The sequence below is a fragment of the Halarcobacter sp. genome, from assembly GCF_963676935.1.
Taxonomy (GTDB): Bacteria; Campylobacterota; Campylobacteria; order Campylobacterales; family Arcobacteraceae; genus Halarcobacter.
The window spans coordinates 2,448,946-2,471,891 of the sequence record NZ_OY781470.1 but is presented as its reverse complement, the minus strand read 5'-3'; the positions used below and the strand labels follow the sequence as shown (position 1 = coordinate 2,471,891).

Sequence of the window (22,946 nt, the reverse complement as noted above, 5' to 3'; positions counted from 1 at the left end):
AAATTTTATTTAAGTAAAGGATATATTAAATATCGTTTTTGATAATTTTTATATCCTCTATTTTTTTAATATATTCAAGTTTTTTTGATTCAACAAATTCAATTCGGTCTTTATTGATATCTAGATATTGTTTTTTCGAATATTGAATGATTTTAAATAAGTAATTTCTTTTTGATGTTAAGAAGTCTTCAATTTTCTCAAAACCAAAATTTGCTTTTAATTTTGTCAATATCTCATCTTCTCTTGGGTGGTATATTGTGAATTTTGTTGGTTCTTTTTCGTATAATGATACTGATTCAGCAATTTGTTGTTCAAAGTGTGCAATTGTTGCTTGTGTTGTTTGTATATATGAATAAGATAAGGCACCATTAAAATAAGCAAACTTTTTTCTTAATGCAGATATATTTTCTAAAATTGCTCGGTGGAAACTTCTTAACACATTTTCATAAACTTTTGCTGCAAAGTGTCTAGTTGATGAAAATTCCATGTCTGATGCAATCTCTCTGTGTTTTTTTATTTGTTCATATGGTTCTTGCCATCTATGAATTCTATGTTTTATATCTCGGTATACATTTCTATACGCTTCATTACTGTCTAATTCAACCTGTTTCAATTCTTTTATTGCTCTTTTAAACATTTTATCAATAGTTTGATCGTCATAAAAAAGATTTTTATATACATTATCTGAATCAATCCAATATGTTTCATATTCAATTTTTTCATAGCTATCTTTATGTAAAAAACCACTTTTTTCTTCATATCTAGAAGCTTTTTGTTTTTTTATACTTTTGTATGTTTCATGAGCCATTTTTTCCATAATCGATTCTAAAGAATTATAAACTGAGAATAGCTCTTTTGAATATGTTTTGTGAATATTTTCAAAAGCCTCTAATATATCATTTTCTGCATTTTTTAATATCTCAATTAAAGAATCATATACTGCAATAATTGTTTCATATTCTTTTACTAAAATATCACAAATACTTTTTAGGTCTTTTTTAATTGCATACTCTTTTGACTCAGCAGCTTGGGGTCTTATTGTATTATCTATAAAATCTAGTACATTTTGTATATTTGATTCTTCTAAAAGTTTTGTATTCCCAGAAGAATCTGTTTCTTTTATTTGTTGAATTTTATTTTTATAATCTTCAAAATCTTTTTCAAAAAAGTTCAAAGAATTAACATCATTTATTTTCAGGTCTTCTTTAAATTTTTTAATAAACTTTTCGTATTCATCATGGATTAAAATATCACTATGTGCTGACCTTGATTCAAGAGCCATTTTAGCCGAAATAGGAACAACTTTAGCAAAATATTTACCAAATTTATCTTTGATATATTTTGTTGTTGTTTCAATTTGCTCTTGGGTAAACTTATCTTTTTGATTTAATACACAAAGTGATTTGTTTTTAAAGTGTTGCATATATTCTTCTAAAACTTGTGCTTCACTTAGTTTTCCTGCATTATCAATAAGAGTTAACCAAATTATTCCTCCAACATCCCTTAAGACTCTTCTTGTAGTATCTGTATCACTTTGTGATTGTGAGTTTAGACCTGGAGTGTCAACAAAAGAGATATCTTTTAAAATATCCATTGGTGCATATAAAGTTAGATATTTTATATCTCTCATATCATGTTTTCTTTGATCTGTAAAATCTGCAATCGCCTCAATTGGTGCATATTCTTGCGCACCAGAATAGTATGTGATTTTAAGTTTATACTCTTCACCATAATTTATAAAATTTACTTTTGAAGTAACAGGAGTAATACCTGTTGGCAAGATATTTTTTGATAGTAGAGCATTTAAAAATGTTGATTTACCTGAAGAAAATTGACCAGTAATTGCAACTTCCATAGGGTATCTTGCCCTTCTAATTTGCTTATCAAGAATATTTTTTAATTGTATAGAGGGTAAAAATTTTTCATCTAATAGTTTTGCTTTTATTCTTTTTATATCTCCAGCTAAACCCTTTTCAAACTCTTCCTCTTTTTTTACAAACTTTTCATTGTATTCTTTTATAAATCCATTTAAGATACTCATGATTTAAGTCCTTTGTTGATTGCTTCTAGTCTTTTTATTTTTTTATGAATCTCTATGGTTACAGTTTCTTTATTAGACTCTTTTTCTTCAAAGTTTTGGATTCTATCTTGTAATATTTTTTCATCTTTTTTTAGTTTGTGTTCAAACACTTTTAGTGGTTCAGCAATCTCTTTAAAGAAGTTATCAATTAAAATTTTTGATACAGCTTTTGCTTTTTCTTTGATTGTTTTTTCAATATAAGAAAACTCTTCTTTTATATAGTTTTCTATTGTCCTATCAAATTCTAGTAGCTTACTCTCTTTAGTTTTACTAACTTCATTAATAATTCTATTTATTAAAACTTCATTTGAAGAGGTTAAGAATCCCGATTTAAAATCATCTTGAAAAAAACCTCTTGCATCAAAGTTGTCATTTTTGTGACCAATAACAAAACCTAAATCTTGATATTTTTGTTCACAAATTTCACCAATACTTTGAGATTTTTTAATAAATTTATATCTATAATCTCTAATAATATCGATAATCCCATCTTTTATAGCTGTTTCTATAATAGTTCTAATCCTTGAACTTTCAGGTCGCTTTTTTGTTTTTTCAAAAGAATACTTTACATCACTAAATACTCTTTGTTTAATAATATTTTGTAAATCAATTAATTCAGTTGAAAGAAAAGTTTCAAGTGTATCAACATATGCTTTAGCATCATTTTTATAAAGATTTATATCTTCATTTAATGAAGCAAAAATTCTTTTGTTTGTGTCTTTCTTTTTGGTGAAATTTTCCAAATCAACAAGTAATTCATCTTTTGTTTTTGATAATAATACAAGCTCATAATTAAAAGATTTTAATTCTTTTATTATTGTTTTTTGGATTTGATTTTGAGCACCTTTTATTATTAATTCTGATTTAGAAGAGTTTACTCCAAATAGTGTTTCATCTAGATATTCTTCAATTTCTAAAATTCCTGTATCTTCTAGTTTATAACCAGCATTTATTGCATCTTCACTTCTGCCTGTTCTATGGTATAGTGCCATTTTACCTGAGATAGGAATAAATTTTATATGTTCTAGTATGTAGTTTAATTTGCTATCTTTATTTTGTAGTTTTAGTTGTTGTTCAATTGATGATTTTGTATAGTTTATTACCTCTTCTAATTGTTCTTTTGAAACAGTATCAGCTCTTGTAATAACTATTAAAAGTTTTGTTATATTTTGATAAAGTAGAGCATCAATAATAAACTCTACATCTTTTAATGTTGCACTTTGGCTTACATTCATTAGATGTATCATTAAATCACAAGCAGATAAATACTCTTTTGTAATCTCTTCTCTTTGTATAACTGGGTCATCTAGTCCGGGAGTATCTACAATTTCTATACCATCACTTAAAAAGTTTAAATCAGATTTTAATTCTACATATTTAACTAAATTACATTTTTTTCCACTAGCTTCAGCTGATGTATATGCAGCTAAATTATTTATATCAACTTTTTCACTTACTGAATCATCTTTTATTAGATTATCTAGTTCATTGCCAAAGATTTTTTTAGTTTCATCTACAAACTCTTTAATAGATTCTATTTGATTTGAACTTTGTTCAATCTTTTTCCATTCTTCTTTATTCCAGTAGAAAACTTTTGCTTCAGGTTTACCGTGTTTTACAATTGTTAAATTAGCTGTCTCCGGTACAACTGCACTTCCCAATATCTCTTGTCCCATTAGGGCATTAAGCATTGTAGATTTACCTGCATTCATTACACCAGTTATACCAATAGAAAATTTTTGATTTTCAAGATAATTTTTAGTATTAGTTAATTCTTCTTTAAAATCTTCAGTTATAAATATTTCTTGTAATTCCGTTATAAGTTCTTCTAGATAAGCTTTTGCTTCTCTAAATGGTCGTTTTTCATCAACTTGAAGTTCATCTTCAACTGCAATTTCATCATCACAAGAAGCTAACTCTTCTGGATCAAAAAGTGAGATTAATTTGTTATATTCAAAATGTCCAATTATATGTTCATTTTTTAAATACTCAAAACTTTCATGCATTTTTTCTATATTACAATTTCTTGTATCATTTTCAATTGAATCTATCAAACAAAATTGGAGTTGATAAAGCTCATCTAAATTATTTACAGTTTTATTAGTGATTTGAGATGTTAAATTTTTAAAACTTTCGAGAGTAATAAACTTTTCATAATCTTTTCTTGTTGCACAAAGTATTAATGATGCTATATCAAAAAATTCATCTTTCTCTTTGTTTTCATTTGTACCATAAGTTGTGGTTTGTTCTATATCACTTATACCATGATATAATAAAAAATAATCACTTGCTAAACTCAAATTATTAACCTCTCTTTCTTATCTTTTTTAATAAAGATGTAATAATATCTTAGTTAAATGACTTTAATTGGGCATTCTTATAAAAGTATAAAAATGATTTTTTAAAGTAAAATTAAGTTTTAAAACTAATTTTTTTTCCTCTTAAATAGAAAAAGCCAATTACTCCTAAGAGTAATTGACTTTTTCTACTTGTATTTTATATGAGAGGAATCCTCTCATATAATTATCTAAGTGAAACTAGTTTTCTTCTTAGATAAGCTATTTTGTTTTGTAATGGTAAGTGTTTTGGACAATGGTCTTCACAAGCCATTAATGACATACAACCAAAAATACCATCATCATCACCGATTAATTCATAGAAATCATCAGCTGTTCTTTTATCATGTGGGTCAATTTCAAATCTTGCTACTCTGTTCATTCCTACTGGACCAACGAAATTTGGTCTCATAAGCATAGTACCACAAGAAGCTACACAAATACCACATTCTATACATCTATCTAATTCAAATGTATCATTTGCAACTTCAGGATCAATTCTCTCTTCAAGTTTAGTAATATCAGTTTCTTCATTTGTTACAACCCATGATTCAACTCTTTTTGACATTGCATCCATCCATTTACCAGTATTTACAGATAAATCTTTGATTAATTCAAATGCTGGCATTGGAAGTAATGTAATAACTCCATCAGGGTAGTTTGCAATCAGTGTTCTACAAGCTAATGCAGGTTTACCATTTACAACCATACCACAAGAACCACAAATACCTGCTCTACAAACAAAGTCAAATGATAAATCTGGGTCTAAATGTTCTCTTATATATGTTAATGCTATAAAAAGAGTCATCCCTGGAGTTTCTTCTAATTTATAGTCTACATAGTGAGGTTTAGAAACCGCACTTCTTGGATTAAATTTAAGTACTTTAATTGTAATTTCTCTACCTTTTTGTGTACTCATTACTTGTCTCCTGCTCTTTCATTTTTCTCTTTATAGTTCATTGGTAATTCAAATGGCATAAGTGCATCTTGGATCTCATGTCTATCTTTACCTTCAGCTTCCATTTTTTCTCTAATTGAATCAACTTCTTCTTGTCTTTTTATAGATAATTCATTTTCTATAATCATTCCCTTAGCACCATAACCTCTAAATGCTGGAGGCATTTCCATTTTCATGATGTCTAAATCTGCATATTCAATTGTTGGTTCTAAATCATCTTTATTTGGCCAAGTACAAAGTGTTCTTTTTAGCCAGTTTGCATCATCTCTTTTTAGGTAATCTTCTCTATAGTGTGCACCTCTTGATTCAGTTCTATCTCTAGCACCTTTAGCTACACATAATGCAACTTTTAACATCTTAGGAACTCTATATGCTTCTTCAAGTTCTGGGTTACCAGCTCTCTCTTTAGATTTAACAGTGATTTGTTTAGTTTTTTGTAATAACTCTTTTAATTCTTCAACTGCTTCAGCTAGAGGTTGCCCAGATCTAAAGATACCAACTTTTTCATCCATAAGTTCTTTCATTCTGTTTTTGATTCTGAAGATATCTTCACTTCCATTGTAAGATAATAATTCATCAAGATAAGCATCTTGTTCATCAACAAATTTTTGTACTGTAGCAGTAGGGATTGTAACATCATTTTCTAAACAGAAATCAGCAAAATAGTTACCAATAATCATACCAGCAACAACTGTTTCAGAAACTGAGTTTCCTCCAAGTCTGTTAAATCCATGCATATCCCAACAAGAAGCTTCACCACAAGCAAATAAACCAGATAATCTAGTTGACTCACCAGTTGGTTTTGTTCTAATACCACCCATAGAGTAGTGTTGCATTGGAAGTACTGGAGCCCAACCTTTTGGACCTTCGTCAGCTGGATCAATACCATTAAAGATTTGACAAATCTCTTGTACATCTCTTAAGTTTCTTTCAATATGCTCTCTACCTAAAATAGAAATATCTAACCATACGTGGAAACCATATGGAGAAGGTACACCTTTACCATTTCTAATATGCTCAATCATTCTTCTTGAAACAACGTCTCTAGATGCAAGTTCTTTTTTCTCTGGTTCGTAATCTGGCATAAATCTATGTCCATCAACATCTCTTAGAACTCCACCATCACCTCTACAACCTTCTGTTAAAAGAATACCTGATGGTACGATTGGAGTAGGGTGGAATTGTACAGCTTCCATATTTGAAAGTGTTGCAACACCAGTCTCAAGAGCAATTGCTGCACCTGTACCTTCACAGATAACTGCATTTGTTGTTTGTTTAAATACTCTACCATATCCACCAGTTGCAATACAAGTTCCTTTAGAAACATAAGCTTCTAATTCACCAGTAATTAAATCTCTTACAACTGCACCATAACATCTACCATCTTCATGGATGATTGAAAGTGCTTCTTTTCTATCTCTAATATCAACATCATGTTTTAAAGCTTCATTTGCAACACCAAATAACATTGTATGACCTGTTGCATCTGCTGTATAACATGTTCTCCATTTTTTAGTACCACCAAAGTCTCTTGAAGTAATAAGACCATGTCTATCTTCTTCTTCAGTAATAGTTGTTTTTTTAGCATTGATAACTGCGTCATGTGGACCAGCTTTAACTCTAGACCAAGGCACACCCCAGCTAGCTAATTCTCTAATTGCTTTAGGTGCAGTAGTAACGAACATTCTAGCTACATCTTGATCACATCCCCAGTCTGAACCTTTTACTGTATCTGCAAAGTGTAAATCTTCATTATCACCATCAGCCATCTTTGCATTACCTAAAGATGCTTGCATACCACCTTGTGCAGCAGCACTGTGAGATCTTTTAACAGGAACTAATGATAAAACAATTGTACTTAATCCTTTTTTCTGTGCAGCAACAGCAGCTCTAAGTCCTGCTAGTCCTCCACCAATAACTAATGCATCACAATAATTAATTTTCATTATGCAACTCTCCCATCATTAATTTTATATTCCATAATTTGAGCAGTTGGAACATATCTTTCACCAACTTTTCCTGCTTGTTTATTTTCATATCCTATTTTCATATAAGCTGCCAATGTAGCAAAACCTAAGATTAAGAAGAACCAAGTTAAGGCTTTTTTATATGTTTTAAGTTTTTTTCTAGTTGCTTTAGGGTCTTTCCCGTCAAACCATCCCCATTTAATAGCAAGTCTATATAGTCCAATTGTACCATGGAATTCTACTGCTAGTAATAATAGAATATATAAAGGCCACATCCAGTTAGACCAAACTCTATCTGAACTTGCATATGGTCCAATTGCATCTGCTTGAGTCATAATGATATATATATGTACTGAACCTAAGAAGAACATAGCAAAACCTGTAAAAGCTTGAATAAACCACAATTTCGTGTCTTCATGTCCCATATTATCTGCATGAGCCTTCATAACTTGATATTGTTTAAAGTTAGCAGGAAGTTTTCTCATCCCCATAGCAGCATGTGTAATAAATATAACAAATACAACGAAGGCAAGTATTGATACTAATAAAGGATTACCTCCATCAAAAATAAAACTTGCTTCAAAGAATTTTGTAACAGCGTACATAAAATCTTTACTAACTAAAATAGAAGACACCATAAACATATGTCCCCACATAAAAAGACCTAGAAATAAACCAGTTGCACTTTGAATATAATCAAGTTTTGCTGGAACTCTACTCTTTTTTCTCTCTACAGTCTTACCTAAATAACCTTCTATTAGGTCACTCATTTGACATCCTTTCTTAATGAATTTTTTCGTCTGTTTAATAGCATTATAATAGCGAAATTCCCCTTATATTGGGGTGCAAAATTATGTAAAACCTATGTACAATTATTGTACGAAGTGTACATTTATAAAATAGATTGTCCCATTTTATGGGGTTTGTTAAAGGTTAAGCATATATGCATAATTTTAAAATATTATGCATATATGTTACCTATCAACACATCACTATTTGATAAATAGTGATTGAATTGAGATTTGAGTTAAATTGATTAATGAATCGATATTAAGTGCTGGTATAAAGAATACTATTACACTACCAATACCACCTACAACAGTTGCAATCGCTAAGAATGCAATTGCATAAGTTGAGATTCTTTTATCATTGAAGTCATTTGATACACATTCCTCTTTTGTAGGGTAGAAGTACATCATTGCAATAAGTTTAAAATAGTAGTAAACAGATACAAATGTAGCAACAATTGCTAAGATAGCTAAAGCAGTGAATCCTGCATTAATTGCTTCAGTGAATACATAAAATTTACCAATAAAACCTATTGTTGAAGGGATACCTGCAAGAGAGAACATAAATACTGTCATCATAGCTGCTAAAAATGGTCTTTCATGAGCTAAACCTTTAAAATCATCATAAGTAACTCTTACTTTTGTTTCTGAAATAATATGAGAAACAAGTCCAAAAGAACCAAGCGCTGATAAAAGATAAGCAATTAGATAAAATACAATAGCATAAGCTGCATCAATATTTTGTCCTATAGCAATAAAAGCTAATAGCATATATCCTGTATGTACAATAGATGAAGCTGCAAGCATTCTTTTTACAATTTTTTGTGTTACTGCTAACCAAGTACCAAATACTAAAGTAAATACAATAATTACATAAATAATAGAATCCCAGAAGTTAATTAATGGTTCAATATCTTGTAAAATAGCTCTTAAGAAGAAAGAGAAAATTGCAATTTTAAAAGTAGATGCCATAAATGCAGTAATAATCATAGGTGCACCTCTATAAACATCTAATACCCATTGTTGGAATGGGAAGGCAGATATTTTAAATAGAAATGTAAATAAGATTAGTGTTAAACCAATATATAATAATGGCATATCGGCAACATTGTTTGTAGTAATAAATGTAGCTATCTCAGTTAAGTTTGTTGTTTGTGTTACACCATAAACTAAAACTACACCTAATAAATAAAATGCTCCAATAAATGAACCAAGTACTAAATATTTGAAAATTGCTTCAACTCTTCTACTATCTTCTGAGTTATATCCAACCATAATATATACAGCAAATGATGCGATTTCTAATGCAATATATGCAGTAACTAATTCATTTGCATTTGCTAATAACATCATTCCAAATAGAGCAAATAATAAAATAGAGAAAAATTCTCCTTTAAAATATGATCTATGTTGGAAATAGTGTTCACCAATTAATAATGTTAAAAGAGTACCACCAATCAATAATACATGGAAGAAGTTTGAAAATGTATCAAAAATAAGTACATCATTAAAAATTGATTCATATGGTCTAATTGAATATGATTCACCAAATGGAATAAATGCCATGATAAGTGTAGCAACTAAAACTACAGATGAAACTGTAATAAAAGTTTTTATTGAAAATTTATTTTCATACATACTCATAAACATTAAAGCAACAGCCGCTATTAGTACAGTTAATACTGGTAATATGTGAATAAGTTGACTCATTTTGCTGCTCCAATATGTAAAATATCATTTAAATAGTGTGTTACTGTTGGCTCAAATTTATCCATAAAAATATCTGGATAAATACCCATTAGGAATACCAATATAACCCAAGGCGTTAAACCAATAATCTCTTTAATTTTTAAATCTCTAAATTTTAAATCTTCACCAGATTCTCTTTTTACCAAGATTGCTCTTTGGAACATCCACAACATATATGAAGCTCCAATAATAACTGTTAATGCTGAGATATAACCTAGTGTATGGTTAAATTCATATATACCAAATATAATTAAAAGTTCTGAAACGAATCCATTTGTTCCAGGAAGTCCAATATTTGCAAAAAGCATAATTGCAAATATTGTTGTAAAGATTGGAGATTGTTTTGCCAGTCCGCCTAAATCTTTAATAGTTTTAAATCCTGTCTCATCATGAATAATTCCAACTAATAAGAATAATGCACCTGTTGCAATAGCATGTGCAATGATTAAATATAAGGCTCCATTGATACCAAACTCATTTAGTGAGAAGATACCAGCAGCAATAAAACTTAAGTGAGATGCAGAAGAGTAAGCGAACATTCTTTTAACATCATCTTGCATAAGCGCTGCTATACCAAAATAAACTAAACCAAATAATCCAATAAATACAAACCAAGTTGAAAACTCAACATAAATATCAGGAAAAATTGGAATCATAAATCTAACAATTGCATAAACCCCAAGTTTAGCCATAATTGAAGATAATAAGAAAACTGCACCAGTTGGAGCATTTTTATACGTTTCCATAATCCATGTATGTAATGGAAAGATTGGAATTTTAATAGCAAATGCTGAAAGGAATGCTAAAAATAACCAAATTTTTTCATTATAGCTTAGTGTAGTAATTTGAGTTAATGAATCATATTGGAAAGACCAGTTCCCAAACTCATTGAAATAACTAACACCTAAGTAAAGAATAGCTACAAACATTAATAAAGAACCAAGCATTGTATAAACTGTAACTTTAATAGTTGTAAATACTTTGTCTCCAAATCCATAAATACCAATCATTAAGAAAACTGGTAATAGCATAACTTCCCAGAAAAAATAAAATAGAATTACATCTAAAGATAATAATGCCCCTGTAACACCTGTTTGTACAAGTAGCATATTTATCCAGTAACCTTTTGTTCTACCTTCCCATAAAAGAAGATATGCTGTAGGGATTAAAATAGCAATCATCATAAGAATTGTTAATGAAAAACCATCAACACCAATGTAATAATTAATACCATAAGATTCAATCCATGGTACATTTGTTACAAACTGCATACCCGCACTTGGTTCAAAATCAACATAAATTTTTAATACAAGTGCTAAAATAACTGTAGTAGTTAAAAATGCAATATTTCTAACTGTATCCACATGTTTTGTTGTAATCATTAAACCAAAGGCAACTACTGCTGGTAAAAAGATAATAAACGATAATATATCTGCACTCATATTATAATCCTAAAGAAAAATATAGATAGATAAATACACAACTCATACCCACTAGCATAAATACTGCATAAAATCTTACATTTGCATTTTGTAATTCTGCAACTTTTTTACCAAAATTGATAAATTGGTTACATCCATTCATAATTAGAGCATCTATGATACTCATGTCAAGCACTTTATCTATAAATGTAGAGATAACTTTTGCAGTTTTAACAAATACTGCATCATAAATCTCATCAACATAGAATTTATTAGCTATTAATCCCTCTTCACTCTCTGGTTTATAAACATCAAAGTTAGCATATTTTTTATATGCTACAAAGATACCAGAAGCTGCAACAAGGACTGAAATAACCATTAAGATATATTCCGTTGTATGTGACATATGAACTTCAATTGAGTTAGTTTGTGCTAACCAAGTATCAACCATATGTTCTCCACCTAATGCTGCTGGTAAATTTAAGAAACCAGCTCCAACTGCACCGATAGCTAATATTAGTAGTGGTAAAGTTATTGTTTTTGATGTATAAACATAATGTTTCGTATGTTTATTAGGTGCAACAAAAAGAATGAAGTACATTCTAAACATATAAAATGCTGTTAAAAATGCTGTAAACATTCCAATTGCCCAAATTCCATATTGTCCCTCTTGGAAAGCTGCTGCAAGGATAGCATCTTTAGAGAAAAAACCTGAAAATGGTGGAATACCTGAAATTGCAATTACACCTATTAAGAATGTAATTCCAATTATTGGAAGTTGCACTCTATGTTGTGCCATTTTAAATATATTTTGTTCGTGGTGTAAAGCTATAATCATACCTCCAGCACCCATGAATAACATAGCCTTAAAGAAAGCATGTGTTAATACATGAAATAATCCTGAACTATAAAAACCAAGACCAACTGCAATAAACATATATCCTAATTGAGACATAGTTGAATAAGCTAGAATCTTTTTAACATCTTGTTGTTTTGTGGCAATAATTGCTGCAAATAAAGCTGAAAATGCACCAATATAAGCTATAAATGTACCAATCTCTTCAATCCCACTATATAAGAAATGGAATCTTGCAACCATATAAACCCCAGCTGTTACCATTGTAGCTGCGTGAATAAGTGCTGAAATTGGAGTTGGTCCTGCCATCGCATCAGGAAGCCATACATATAATGGAATCTGTGCTGATTTACCCATCGCACCAACAAATAGTAAGAAACCTGAAAGTACTAATAACTCAGTTGATGCATTAGAGATATTTGCTTCTAACGAACCAAAACTTAAATTTACTCCACCTAAAGCAAAGAATAAAGTAACTATACCTAAAATAAATCCAAAGTCACCAACTCTATTTGCAATAAATGCTTTGTTACCTGCAAGAACATTTTCTGTGTCTGAATAGTAAAATGCAATAAGTAAATAAGAACAAAGTCCTACCCCTTCCCATCCGATAAATAAAATTACTGGGTTGTCTGCAAGTACAAGAATTAACATTGATGCTAAGAAAAGGTTAAAGTATGCGAAAAACTTACCAAAGCCTTCATCTTTTGTCATATAACCAATTGCATAAATATGAATTAACCAACCAACAAATGTAACAAACATAGACATAAATATAGCTAGTTTATCACCTAAAAATGCCATTGAAATATTTAAAGTGTCAATATTAATCCAAGTAAATAACTCTTGTCTATATGTAATATCGCTATCTACCATATTTAAAAATAGTGATAGTGTAATTAAAAAAGCAATTAAAGGTGTAATTGTACCAATTAATGAAAACACTAATTCAGGGATAGGTTTTCTTTTTATATGATAAAAATAAAAACCTGTATTTAAAATAGCACCAATTAATGGAGCTAAGATAATCCATACAAGAAGCGAAGTATCCATCATTATTTCTCTCCTTGTGTTAGTGTAGTAAAGATATCTGTATCAAGTGATTTTTTCGATCTGTAAAGAAGTATAATAACAGAAAGAAAAATTGCTGCTTCTGCTGCTGCAATTGATATAACCATAATTGTAATAATTTGTGGATCCATATTAAAGTGATATCTAGCAAATGTAATAAGGAATAGATTTACTCCATTTAGCATCAACTCAATAGACATATAGATTACAAATATATTTCTTCTAGCAATTACACCTATAACTCCTATAGAGAAAAGAATCATAGAAACAAATGCATATGATGTTAAACTAATCATGCGTTTTCCTTATTTGTTTTTTTTCTTTTTGCTAAAACAATTGAACCTACTAGTGCAATTAAAAGTAGAATTGAAATCAATTCAAATGCTAAAATCCAATCATCATATAATAAACCACCAATAGGTTTAATATCTCCAAATGAACCCTCTACAATATTCATATTTGCATCAGGCAAGTTTGAAACTGCTTTTAATATAACAACATTAAAAGGGATCATTATAACTGCACCTAAACCAATTAGAAAATATTTTTTAGGCTCTTTAGGAAGATTCTCTTCTTTAATATTAAGAAACATTAATAAAAATAGAATCAGAGTCATAATAGCACCTGCATAAACAATTATTTGAACCATAAAAAGGAAAGTTGCATTTAAAAGTGCAAACATACCTGCAACAGCCATAATTGAAACAAGTAAACCCAATGCAGAATACATAGGATTCTTATAAACTAACATCGCAATTCCACCTGTTATTGCAAAAAAACTAAGTCCTATAAAAATAATATCACTCATCATCAAAATCCTTTGAACGCTCATAAGACATAAGTTGTTTTTTATCTACTACAAAGTCTTCTCTTTTACTTGCAGTGAAACTAAAAATTCCCGTATCCATTCTAATTGCATCACAAGGGCAAGCTTCTACACAATATCCACAGAATACACACTCTAAAAGGTCAATTTTAAACTCTTTTGGTCTCTTCTCAGCTACACCATCAAATCTCTCTTCAGCATCAATAAAGATACATTGAGCAGGACAAGCTGTTGCACACATATAACATGCAACACATTTTTCACTCTCATCTTCCCACTTTGTAAGTCTATGTACCCCTCTGTATCTTTCAGTGATATCAGTAGGTTGTACTTCAGGGTATTGCATCGTTTTTAAGTTAGATACATCACCAAGATTTTTCTTAAAGTGAGTAAAAGTAGTTTTCATACCTGCAGCAATTGCAGGTATATATAATTTATCTTTTAAAGACTTTCCATGTCTTTCTACTATTTTAATTCCCATCTTAACTTCCTGTTGCTACTACAATTATTGCTGTTATAACAATATTTAGTATTGATAATGGAATAAGTACTTTCCATCCTAACATTTGTAGTTGATCATATCTAAATCTAAGAAGTGTCCATCTAATCCAGATAAATACAAAATTCATAAATAAAAATTTAGCTACAAATGTTCCTATTTGAATAACTGCTGTTGCAATGTTTACACCATTCTCACCTAGTCCTGTTGCAATTAGAGCTATTAAAATAGCAGAAATAATAATTGCAATTCCCCAGAATCCTTTTATAAGAATATTTTTTTCTTTTTGTCTTTTATCGTTTTTATCAAGCCAATCATAGTTTTTATTCATCCACTTAGCAAAGAAAAATGCTTTTAATGGAAGTAAAATAATGATTGCAATCATTACATAATTGATATTACTTTGAATAGTTTGTGTATCCATCCAAGGGATTTGATATCCACCTAAAAATAGAGTAACAATGATTGCTGATGAAGCTGACATTGCTGCATATTCACCAACTTGGAATAAACCAAATCTCATCGCAGAATATTCAGTGTGATAACCTGCAACAATTTCAGATTCACCCTCTGCAATATCAAAAGGTGTTCTATTTGTCTCAGCAAAAGCTGTAACTATAAAAATTAGTGCAGCTAATGGTTGCATAAAGATACCCCATGCTGGAATTATTCCCCAGAATGTTCCACCTTGAGCTTGAACCATGTCGTTTAAGTTAATTGAACCATAAGTTAAAAGAATAGAGATAACAGATAATGACATAGCTGCCTCATAAGAGATAACTTGTGCAGAAGCTCTAATCCCACCTAAAAGTCCATATTTATTTTGAGATGAATAACCACCAAGTATAATACCAAATACTGATAAACCAGCAAATGCCAAGAACCACATGATCCCAAGTTGAGTTGGAATAGCTTGCATCATAAAGTTTTCACCATCAACAACTAAGTTATCAGCAAATGGAATAACTGCCATTGTTAAAAATGAACAAATAAATACAATTGCAGGAGCTATTGTATATAAAAATTTATATTTAATATGTGCAGGAGTAAAATCCTCTTTAAATACAAGTTTTAACATATCTGCAATTGCTTGAATAAGACCACCAAGTCTTATTCCCCCAATATCTGCTCTGTTTGGACCAGTTCTATCTTGCATAAAACCAGCAACTCTTCTTTCCCACCATACCATAATTGGAGTTGTTCCAACTGATAGTATTTTAGCAAGAAGTATATTTATTATAATAATAACTATTGCAGCTGTACTCATAGGCTACCTTTATCTATCATAGTTTTAATATATTCTATTATTGAAGTGATAGTCTCTTTTGGATTATCTTTCTTCATTTTTGAAATCACTCTTTGTTTTATTCCCTCAAAGTTAATATATGTACCACTTTTTTCATAGAATGATGCTACAGGTATAGCAATTCCTGATTTCGATACAGTTTCAACTTTATGTGAGAAAAAGCTAATCACTTTTTTATTTGATAATAGATCTAAATGTTTATCAAAATAAGTATTTCCTAAGATAACAATAGTATCTGATTCTTTTACTAATTTATTAAAGTTATCTTCACTTTCATCAATATCTAATTCTTTAAATGAGGCTCTATTTGCTGATTTATCATTTTTCTTTAAATAATCGTCACCAAAAGTTTCATCAATATATTGAGGTGAATAACCAGAAATATTTCCATTTAATGCTTCTGCTAATTTTTTAGTATTTTGCATCTCTTCTAATGAAAGACTTGGATCTAGTAAAAATAAAGTTTTATTTTTTTGTGTTAAGATTTTAAAAGCTTTTGTAATTGCATTGTCAAAAATAGTCTCTTCTCCATCTATTAATGCAGTTTCAAATCTATTTTCAGATTCATTTTTGTATGAAAGTCTTCCTTCATCACACATAAACCAACCATTAACTGCTTTATTAACTCTTGGTTTGAATCTAAATATTTGATCATCTTTATATTTCTCTTTTCTATGATCAACTGTAATATTACATCCTCTAGAACATCCATTACAAATTGCATCAAAAGTCTCTAAAAACCAAACTCTTTGTTTAAATCTAAAATCTTGTGAAGTTAAAGCCCCAACAGGACATAAATCTACCACATTTATTGCATATGGATTAGATAATGGTTTCCCTGGGAAAGTTCCAATAACAGAGTGATCTGCTCTACTAATAACACCAAGTTCATTTGTTCCTGTGATATCTGAACAAAATCTTACACATCTAGTACAAAGAACACATCTTTCTTGGTCAAGCATTACATTGCTTCCAAGTTCAACTCTTTTTCTAGCTGTAACTTTTTGGTTAACATCAACTCTTGAATGATAAAAACCAGACTCCATATAGTAGTCTTGTAGTTTACATTCACCAGCTTGGTCACATGTAGGACAGTCTATAGGGTGATTGATAAGTTCAAGTTCAAGTATATCACGTCTTACTTTTTCAATATTTTCACCTTTAGTTCTTACAATCATCCCCTCTTTTACTGGAGTATCACACGCAATTTGTGGTCTTTTTTGACCCTCGATTTCAACCATACACATCCTACAGTTTCCATCTTTTCCTAAAGCTTGGTGATAACAAAAGTGAGGAATATGGATATCTCTATCTAAAAGGCTGTCTATTAAAAGACTGCCTTTATCTGCTTCTATCTCTTCCCCATCCACCGTAAATTTGACAAGTTCACTCATATTGTGTAATCTCCTTTTAATCGTCCGCTTTTATTTTATTTACCAGTGTATAATTGTCTTGGTCTAGCAATTTTTGCTGCTGGGTCTTGTTTTAATTCTGACCATTGAGAAATCCATCCTGGGATTCTCCCAATAACAAATATTGGAGTAAACATCTCTACTGGAATTTTAAGAGCTGTTAAAATTACTCCTGAATAGAAGTCAATATTTGGATATAAACCTCTTTGGATGAAATAATCATCATTTAATGCTGCTTCTTCAACTGCTGCAGCTACATCTAATAATCTTGAGTCAAGATTTAATTCAATTCTCAATTTATCTTGTAATTTTTTAAGTTCTTGTGCTCTTGGATCTCTATTTTTATAAACTCTATGTCCGAATCCCATAAGTCTAAATGGATCATTTTTGTCTTTTGCTTTTGCAATATAAGTTGGTACATTTTTAACATCACCAATCATTTTTAACTGATCCATAACTCTTTCATTCGCACCACCATGAGCAGAACCCCATAATGCAGCGATACCTGATGCAATTGAAACATAAGGGTGAGCTTCTGTTGAACCAACATTTCTTACTGTTGTTGTAGAAGCATTTTGCTCATGATCAGCATGTAAAGTTAAGATTGCATCAAGAGCATCAACTTCAACTTGTTTAATCTCTTCATTCTTCCCGTCACCAAGGTATTTTAATTTTCCACCTGGATATGCTCTTAACATATATAAGAAGTTTTCAGTGAAGTATCTATTTACATCTGGATAAATCATAGGAACACCAATTGAGTTTCTATAAGCCATTGCTGCAATTGTAGGCATTTTTGCTAAAATTCTTCTTCTCATAACTTTAAATTCTTCATCAGATTTAAGATTTAAATGATCTTTATAAATAGTCGCAAGAGCCATAGTTGCTGCACCCATTGTTGCCATTGGATGTGCATGATCAGGTAATGCATCAAATAATCTTAAGATTCCTTCATCAAGAAAAGATCTATGTCTAATCTCTAAATCAAAGTTTTTAGATGCTTCAGCAGTTGGTAAGTTACCTCTCATTAACAAATAACAAACATCTAGATATGATCTTTTACCTGCTAATTCTTCAATAGGAATACCTCTATATCTTAATTCAGAATTTTCACCATCAATAAATGTAATTTTTGATTCACAAGATGCTGTAGAAGTATATCCAGGATCATAAGTAAACATCCCTGAATCTTTATAAAAAGATCTAATATCTACAACGTCAGGTCCTCTTGTACCACTAATAATATCATACTCAAAAGACCTACCATCTCTATTATCTGTTAATGTAAAAGTATTTTTTCCCATTTTTTCTCCTTATAGTTTTTATTTATTAAAATGTTCTTCAAATTCATGTCTATATTTTTGCACAATACTTTTGATAATATCTTTCACAGCTGGTGCAAAAACACAAATCGTTTTACCATTCATAGTCTCACAAACATCAAGAATTGTCTGGATGTCATCTTGTGAACCAACCCCATCAAGAATCTTTTTGATCGTTTTATCAATCCAACCAGTCCCCTCTCTACAAGGAGTACATTGACCACAAGATTCATGATGATAAAATTCAATTAAATTTTTAGCAACATCTACCATAGATACACCCTCAGGAATAATCATCATCCCCCCTGTACCTAAAGTAGAACCTATATCCCACATTGATTCATAATCTAAGTAAGCTTTTTCAACTTCTTCGGCAGTTAAAATAGGGCAAGATGCCCCACCAGGAATAACAGCTTTAAGTTTTAAGCCATCTTTCATTCCACCACCAATCTCATTAATTACATCAATCATCTTTTCACCATATTGTAACTCATAAACACCTGGATTTTTAACTGGTCCACTCATGGCAAAAAGCATAGTTCCTGGAGCTTTTTCAGTTCCCCATTTAGTATAAGATTCATATCCATTTAATACTATATTTGGAACTGATGAAATTGTTTCAACATTGTTAACTGTTGCTGGCTGTCCATAGAACCACTCACACTCTTTCCCGTGAGGCTTAAGTCTTGGATGTCCTCTTTTCCCCTCAATAGATTCAATTAAAGCAGATTTTTCACCACAAATATAAGCTCCACCACCTCTATGAACTGTTACATTTACTCTAAAGTCATATTTATTCATAACTTTATCCCCAATGATTCCGGCTTCATAAGCTTCATCAATAGCAGCATTTAATCTGTCAATAAACCATTTATATTCACCTCTTATATAAATGTATGCATCATTTGCTTGTAGTGCCCAACAAGAAACAATAATACCTTCAATAAGTAAGTGAGGATCGTATTGGAAAATTTGTCTATCTTTAAAAGTTCCTGGTTCTGATTCATCCCCATTTACAATTAAATATCTAGGTCTATCATCAACTGGTGGCATAAGTTTCCATTTAGGTCCACATGCAGCACCACCACCACCTTTTCCTCTTAGTCCTGATTTTACTACCTCTTCAGTAATATCTTCAGGTTTCATTGAAAATGCTTTATCGACAGATTCATATCTTCCATTTTTTAAAGCAACTTCAAGTTTATGAGAATCTGGAATGTCAAAGTTTTTACTTACAATTTTTACTAATTCAACTGCCATTACTTACACTCCTCTAAGATAGTTTTTAACTTGTCAACAGTTAAATTTTCATGGTATGTATGATTAAGTGCAATCATTGGAGCTCCACCACAAGCACCTTGACATTCAACTTCACTTAAGTGAAATTTACCATCTTCACTAGTTTGTCCTGGTTCAATTCCAATTGTTTCTTTAATAAATTTTTTAAGTTCTGGTGCACCCATTAACATACAAGATAAAGTTTTACATAATTCAATATGGTAAGTTCCAATTGGTTTTAGATTGAACATTGTATAAAATGTTGCAAATTCATAAACTTCAATTGGAGTTTTACCTAATTTATCTGCAACATAAATCATTGCATCAGGACTAACCCAACCCTCTTGTTCTTGAACTAACCAAAGTGCTGGAAGCATCATAGCATCAATTTTTGGATATTTTTTTGCTATTCTTTGGAACTCTTGTTCTTTTTCTTCTGTGTATTTAAATTTACTCATTATCTATCAAACTCCCCAGCAATAAAGTTCATACTTGCCATTGTAACAACAGCATCAGCTAACATACTACCTTCAACAATTCTTGCATATCCTCCAAGAGAATAAAAACAAGGTGGTCTACATTTAACTTTATATGGTATACCTGAGCCATCACTTACAGTGTAAAAACCAAGTTCTCCATTGGCACCTTCAGTTGAACCATAATATTCACCTTTAGGAACTTTAATCCCTTCAAAAGTAAGTTTAAATTGGTTCATTAAACCTTCAATATTTCCATAAACATCTTTTTTAAGTGGTAATAAAACAGCAGGATGGTCTGAGTTTATAGGTCCATCTGGTAACTCTTTCATAGCTTGTTTAATGATTCTAATTGATTGTCTCATCTCTTCAAATCTACACATAATTCTGTCATATACATCTCCATGTGAGCCAACAACAACATCAAAATCAAAATTTTCATAACCATAATAAGGTACATCTTTTCTTAAATCAAAAGGAACACCAGCAGCTCTTAAATTTGGACCTGTAATACCAGCATCAAGGGCAAATTGTGCATCGATTACCCCAACATCTTGTGTTCTATCGTGGAAAATTTTATTGTGTTCAATTAATGATAAAGAATCTTCTATAGCTTTTTCAACATCTTTGATTACATCATCTAAATCTTCTGCAAAGCCATCATATAAGTCAAATTCTAATCCACCAATTCTAGTGTAAGAGTTAGTTAATCTTGCTCCCGTAAGTTTTGAGAATAGATCATATGCTTTATCTCTTGGTGCAAAGATATACCAGAAGTTTGTAAGTCCACCTAAGTCAACCATGTTTGCTGCATTACATACTATATGGTCTGTTAATCTACTAAGCTCTCCAATAATTACTCTAATCATTTTAGCTCTAGGAGTGATCTCAACACCTAACATCTCTTCAATTGCTTTTGCATACCCAATATTATTTAACATTGCTGAACAATAATTAAGTCTATCTGTATAAGGGATAACTTGTGAATAATTGTGTGTTTCACAAGCTTTTTCAAATCCTCTGTGAAGATAACCAATTTCAGTTACGCAAGCTTGTATAGTTTCACCTTCCATTGCAACGAAATTTCTAATTGTACCGTGTGAAGCAGGGTGAGAAGGTCCAACGTTTAACATCATTAGATCTTCCATATCAGATTCACTGTAACCTTTTCTTTTTAATAATGGAAGCATTTCATCCATTAGGTCTTCAGTTTCAGTACAAATTTGACCTTTAGTAATTTCATAATCTTTTCTTAGCGGGTGTCCAACAAATTGATGGTGGTTAAGAACTCTTTTTAAGTTTGGATGCCCTTTAAATCTTACCCCATATTGATCAAAAACTTCTCTTTCTGCCCAATCAGCAGAAAAATAAAGATCTGTAATTGAATCAACTTCTAAAGTGTTATCATCCACATATGCTTTTACAGTTAGTTGTTTTTTAAAGTTACTTGTTCTTAGAATATAAATTACAGCAAATCTTGAAGGTGTTACGTCCGGATATTGCATATAATCTACAGCAGTAACATCTAAAAGAATAGTATAATCTTCTTCATTTTTAAGTCTTGTAATTGTTGATTTGATATCTTTTGCATCAATAAGCATATCTGGTTTAAGCATCTAGAATCCCTTTAAAGTTTCTTTCTCTATCTTTAATAATAGATTCATCATATGATCTTTCTTGTATTCGCATAATTGCATCAAGTACAGCTTCAGGTCTTGGGGGACAACCAGCTACATATTCATCTACAGGAATAACTTCATCTATACCTTGTAAAGTTGTATAGTTGTCATAAAAACCACCAGAACATGCGCATGCACCCATTGATATAACCCATTTAGGTTCACACATTTGGTCCCAAATCTTTTTTAGAACAGGTGCTTGTTTATAAGTAATTGTTCCGGCAACAATAAGTAAGTCTGCTTGTCTTGGAGAAAATCTTACAACCTCTGCACCAAATCTAGATACATCATATTTTGCAGCTGCAACTGACATAAACTCAATACCACAACATGCTGTACCAAATGCCATTGGCCACATTGAGTATGATCTTGCCCAGTTAATAGCTGAGTCTAATTTTGTAGTGATTATTGAATCACCTAAGTTAGCTTCTGCTCCTAATCCCATGATAACGCCTTTTTCTTATACATATATATTAACCCTGCAAATAATAATCCTATAAAGATAAACATCTTAATAATACCTGCATAACCTAGTTCCATTATATTTACTGCCCATGGAAACATAAAGATGATTTCTACATCAAATAGTAGAAAACCAATTGCAACTAAATAGAATTTTACTGAGAATCTTATATTAGTATTCCCAACAGGATTTGTAACTCCACTTTCATATACAGTGTTTTTTAGTTTGTCATCAGTATTGTTTGGTCCAAGATACTTAGTTAGTAGGAATACTCCTACTAATATAAAAGCAATTGCAACAAATATTACTGACGAAAGAATTAAATGTGTTGACATAATCTATCCCATATATTTATATTGTTTAGGAAATTGTACAATATTTTAAGTAACTATTTGGTCATATGGCAAAAATTAGTTACACTTAATTATTTAGTGAGAAGAATGGTAATACTAGGAAAAA

Annotated in this window: 19 protein-coding genes; all 19 read right to left on the bottom strand. The window is 30.6% G+C overall.

Annotated features, from left to right (window positions below):
• Window positions 1–25: 25 nt before the first annotated feature.
• On the bottom strand, window positions 26–2,041 hold the full coding sequence (locus ACKU4C_RS12095; RefSeq protein WP_321312343.1) for a dynamin family protein: 2,016 nt from the start codon (window positions 2,039–2,041) through the stop codon (window positions 26–28).
• Entirely contained in the window at window positions 2,038–4,380 is a 2,343-nt protein-coding gene (locus ACKU4C_RS12090) for a dynamin family protein (protein ID WP_321312341.1), read from the bottom strand. Before ACKU4C_RS12090 ends, ACKU4C_RS12095 begins: the two co-directional genes overlap by 4 nt.
• 223 nt (window positions 4,381–4,603) lie before the next feature.
• Window positions 4,604–5,335, bottom strand: a complete 732-nt coding sequence (locus ACKU4C_RS12085) for a fumarate reductase iron-sulfur subunit (protein ID WP_321312340.1) — start codon at window positions 5,333–5,335, stop codon at window positions 4,604–4,606.
• Window positions 5,335–7,320 (bottom strand): fumarate reductase flavoprotein subunit, encoded by a 1,986-nt coding sequence (locus ACKU4C_RS12080; protein ID WP_321312339.1) that lies wholly within the window; start codon window positions 7,318–7,320, stop codon window positions 5,335–5,337. Before ACKU4C_RS12080 ends, ACKU4C_RS12085 begins: the two co-directional genes overlap by 1 nt.
• Window positions 7,320–8,111 (bottom strand): fumarate reductase cytochrome b subunit, encoded by a 792-nt coding sequence (locus ACKU4C_RS12075; protein ID WP_321312338.1) that lies wholly within the window; start codon window positions 8,109–8,111, stop codon window positions 7,320–7,322. Before ACKU4C_RS12075 ends, ACKU4C_RS12080 begins: the two co-directional genes overlap by 1 nt.
• 222 nt (window positions 8,112–8,333) lie before the next feature.
• Window positions 8,334–9,839 carry an NADH-quinone oxidoreductase subunit N gene (locus ACKU4C_RS12070; RefSeq protein WP_321312336.1) on the bottom strand — a complete coding sequence of 502 codons (1,506 nt, stop codon included), beginning with the start codon at window positions 9,837–9,839 and terminating at the stop codon, window positions 8,334–8,336.
• The gene (locus tag ACKU4C_RS12065; RefSeq protein WP_321312333.1) at window positions 9,836–11,320 is read right to left on the bottom strand and encodes an NADH-quinone oxidoreductase subunit M; all 1,485 of its coding nucleotides are present in this window, start codon (window positions 11,318–11,320) and stop codon (window positions 9,836–9,838) included. The genes ACKU4C_RS12070 and ACKU4C_RS12065 overlap by 4 nt, the downstream gene beginning before the upstream one ends.
• 1 nt (window position 11,321) lies before the next feature.
• Window positions 11,322–13,211 (bottom strand): NADH-quinone oxidoreductase subunit L, encoded by a 1,890-nt coding sequence (gene nuoL, locus ACKU4C_RS12060; protein ID WP_321312331.1) that lies wholly within the window; start codon window positions 13,209–13,211, stop codon window positions 11,322–11,324.
• Window positions 13,211–13,522 (bottom strand): NADH-quinone oxidoreductase subunit NuoK, encoded by a 312-nt coding sequence (gene nuoK / locus ACKU4C_RS12055; protein ID WP_320035013.1) that lies wholly within the window; start codon window positions 13,520–13,522, stop codon window positions 13,211–13,213. The genes nuoL and nuoK overlap by 1 nt, the downstream gene beginning before the upstream one ends.
• A complete protein-coding gene (locus ACKU4C_RS12050; RefSeq protein ID WP_321312329.1) occupies window positions 13,519–14,034 on the bottom strand; it encodes an NADH-quinone oxidoreductase subunit J in 516 nt (171 codons plus the stop codon). Before ACKU4C_RS12050 ends, nuoK begins: the two co-directional genes overlap by 4 nt.
• A complete protein-coding gene (locus ACKU4C_RS12045; RefSeq protein WP_321312328.1) occupies window positions 14,027–14,533 on the bottom strand; it encodes an NADH-quinone oxidoreductase subunit I in 507 nt (168 codons plus the stop codon). The genes ACKU4C_RS12050 and ACKU4C_RS12045 overlap by 8 nt, the downstream gene beginning before the upstream one ends.
• 1 nt (window position 14,534) lies before the next feature.
• A complete protein-coding gene (locus ACKU4C_RS12040) occupies window positions 14,535–15,818 on the bottom strand; it encodes a complex I subunit 1 family protein (protein WP_321312325.1) in 1,284 nt (427 codons plus the stop codon).
• Window positions 15,815–17,251 (bottom strand): 2Fe-2S iron-sulfur cluster-binding protein, encoded by a 1,437-nt coding sequence (locus ACKU4C_RS12035; RefSeq protein WP_321312322.1) that lies wholly within the window; start codon window positions 17,249–17,251, stop codon window positions 15,815–15,817. The genes ACKU4C_RS12040 and ACKU4C_RS12035 overlap by 4 nt, the downstream gene beginning before the upstream one ends.
• 35 nt (window positions 17,252–17,286) lie before the next feature.
• Window positions 17,287–18,573, bottom strand: a complete 1,287-nt coding sequence (locus ACKU4C_RS12030) for a citrate synthase (RefSeq protein ID WP_321312321.1) — start codon at window positions 18,571–18,573, stop codon at window positions 17,287–17,289.
• An 18-nt stretch (window positions 18,574–18,591) separates the two neighbouring features.
• Window positions 18,592–19,851, bottom strand: a complete 1,260-nt coding sequence (nuoF, locus tag ACKU4C_RS12025) for an NADH-quinone oxidoreductase subunit NuoF (RefSeq protein WP_321312310.1) — start codon at window positions 19,849–19,851, stop codon at window positions 18,592–18,594.
• Entirely contained in the window at window positions 19,851–20,327 is a 477-nt protein-coding gene (locus tag ACKU4C_RS12020; RefSeq protein ID WP_321312304.1) for an NAD(P)H-dependent oxidoreductase subunit E, read from the bottom strand. Before ACKU4C_RS12020 ends, nuoF begins: the two co-directional genes overlap by 1 nt.
• Window positions 20,327–21,961 (bottom strand): NADH-quinone oxidoreductase subunit D, encoded by a 1,635-nt coding sequence (locus ACKU4C_RS12015; RefSeq protein WP_321312302.1) that lies wholly within the window; start codon window positions 21,959–21,961, stop codon window positions 20,327–20,329. The genes ACKU4C_RS12020 and ACKU4C_RS12015 overlap by 1 nt, the downstream gene beginning before the upstream one ends.
• Window positions 21,954–22,469, bottom strand: a complete 516-nt coding sequence (locus tag ACKU4C_RS12010) for an NADH-quinone oxidoreductase subunit NuoB (protein WP_321312300.1) — start codon at window positions 22,467–22,469, stop codon at window positions 21,954–21,956. The genes ACKU4C_RS12015 and ACKU4C_RS12010 overlap by 8 nt, the downstream gene beginning before the upstream one ends.
• Window positions 22,460–22,822 carry an NADH-quinone oxidoreductase subunit A gene (locus ACKU4C_RS12005; RefSeq protein WP_321312298.1) on the bottom strand — a complete coding sequence of 121 codons (363 nt, stop codon included), beginning with the start codon at window positions 22,820–22,822 and terminating at the stop codon, window positions 22,460–22,462. The genes ACKU4C_RS12010 and ACKU4C_RS12005 overlap by 10 nt, the downstream gene beginning before the upstream one ends.
• Window positions 22,823–22,946 lie beyond the last annotated feature (124 nt).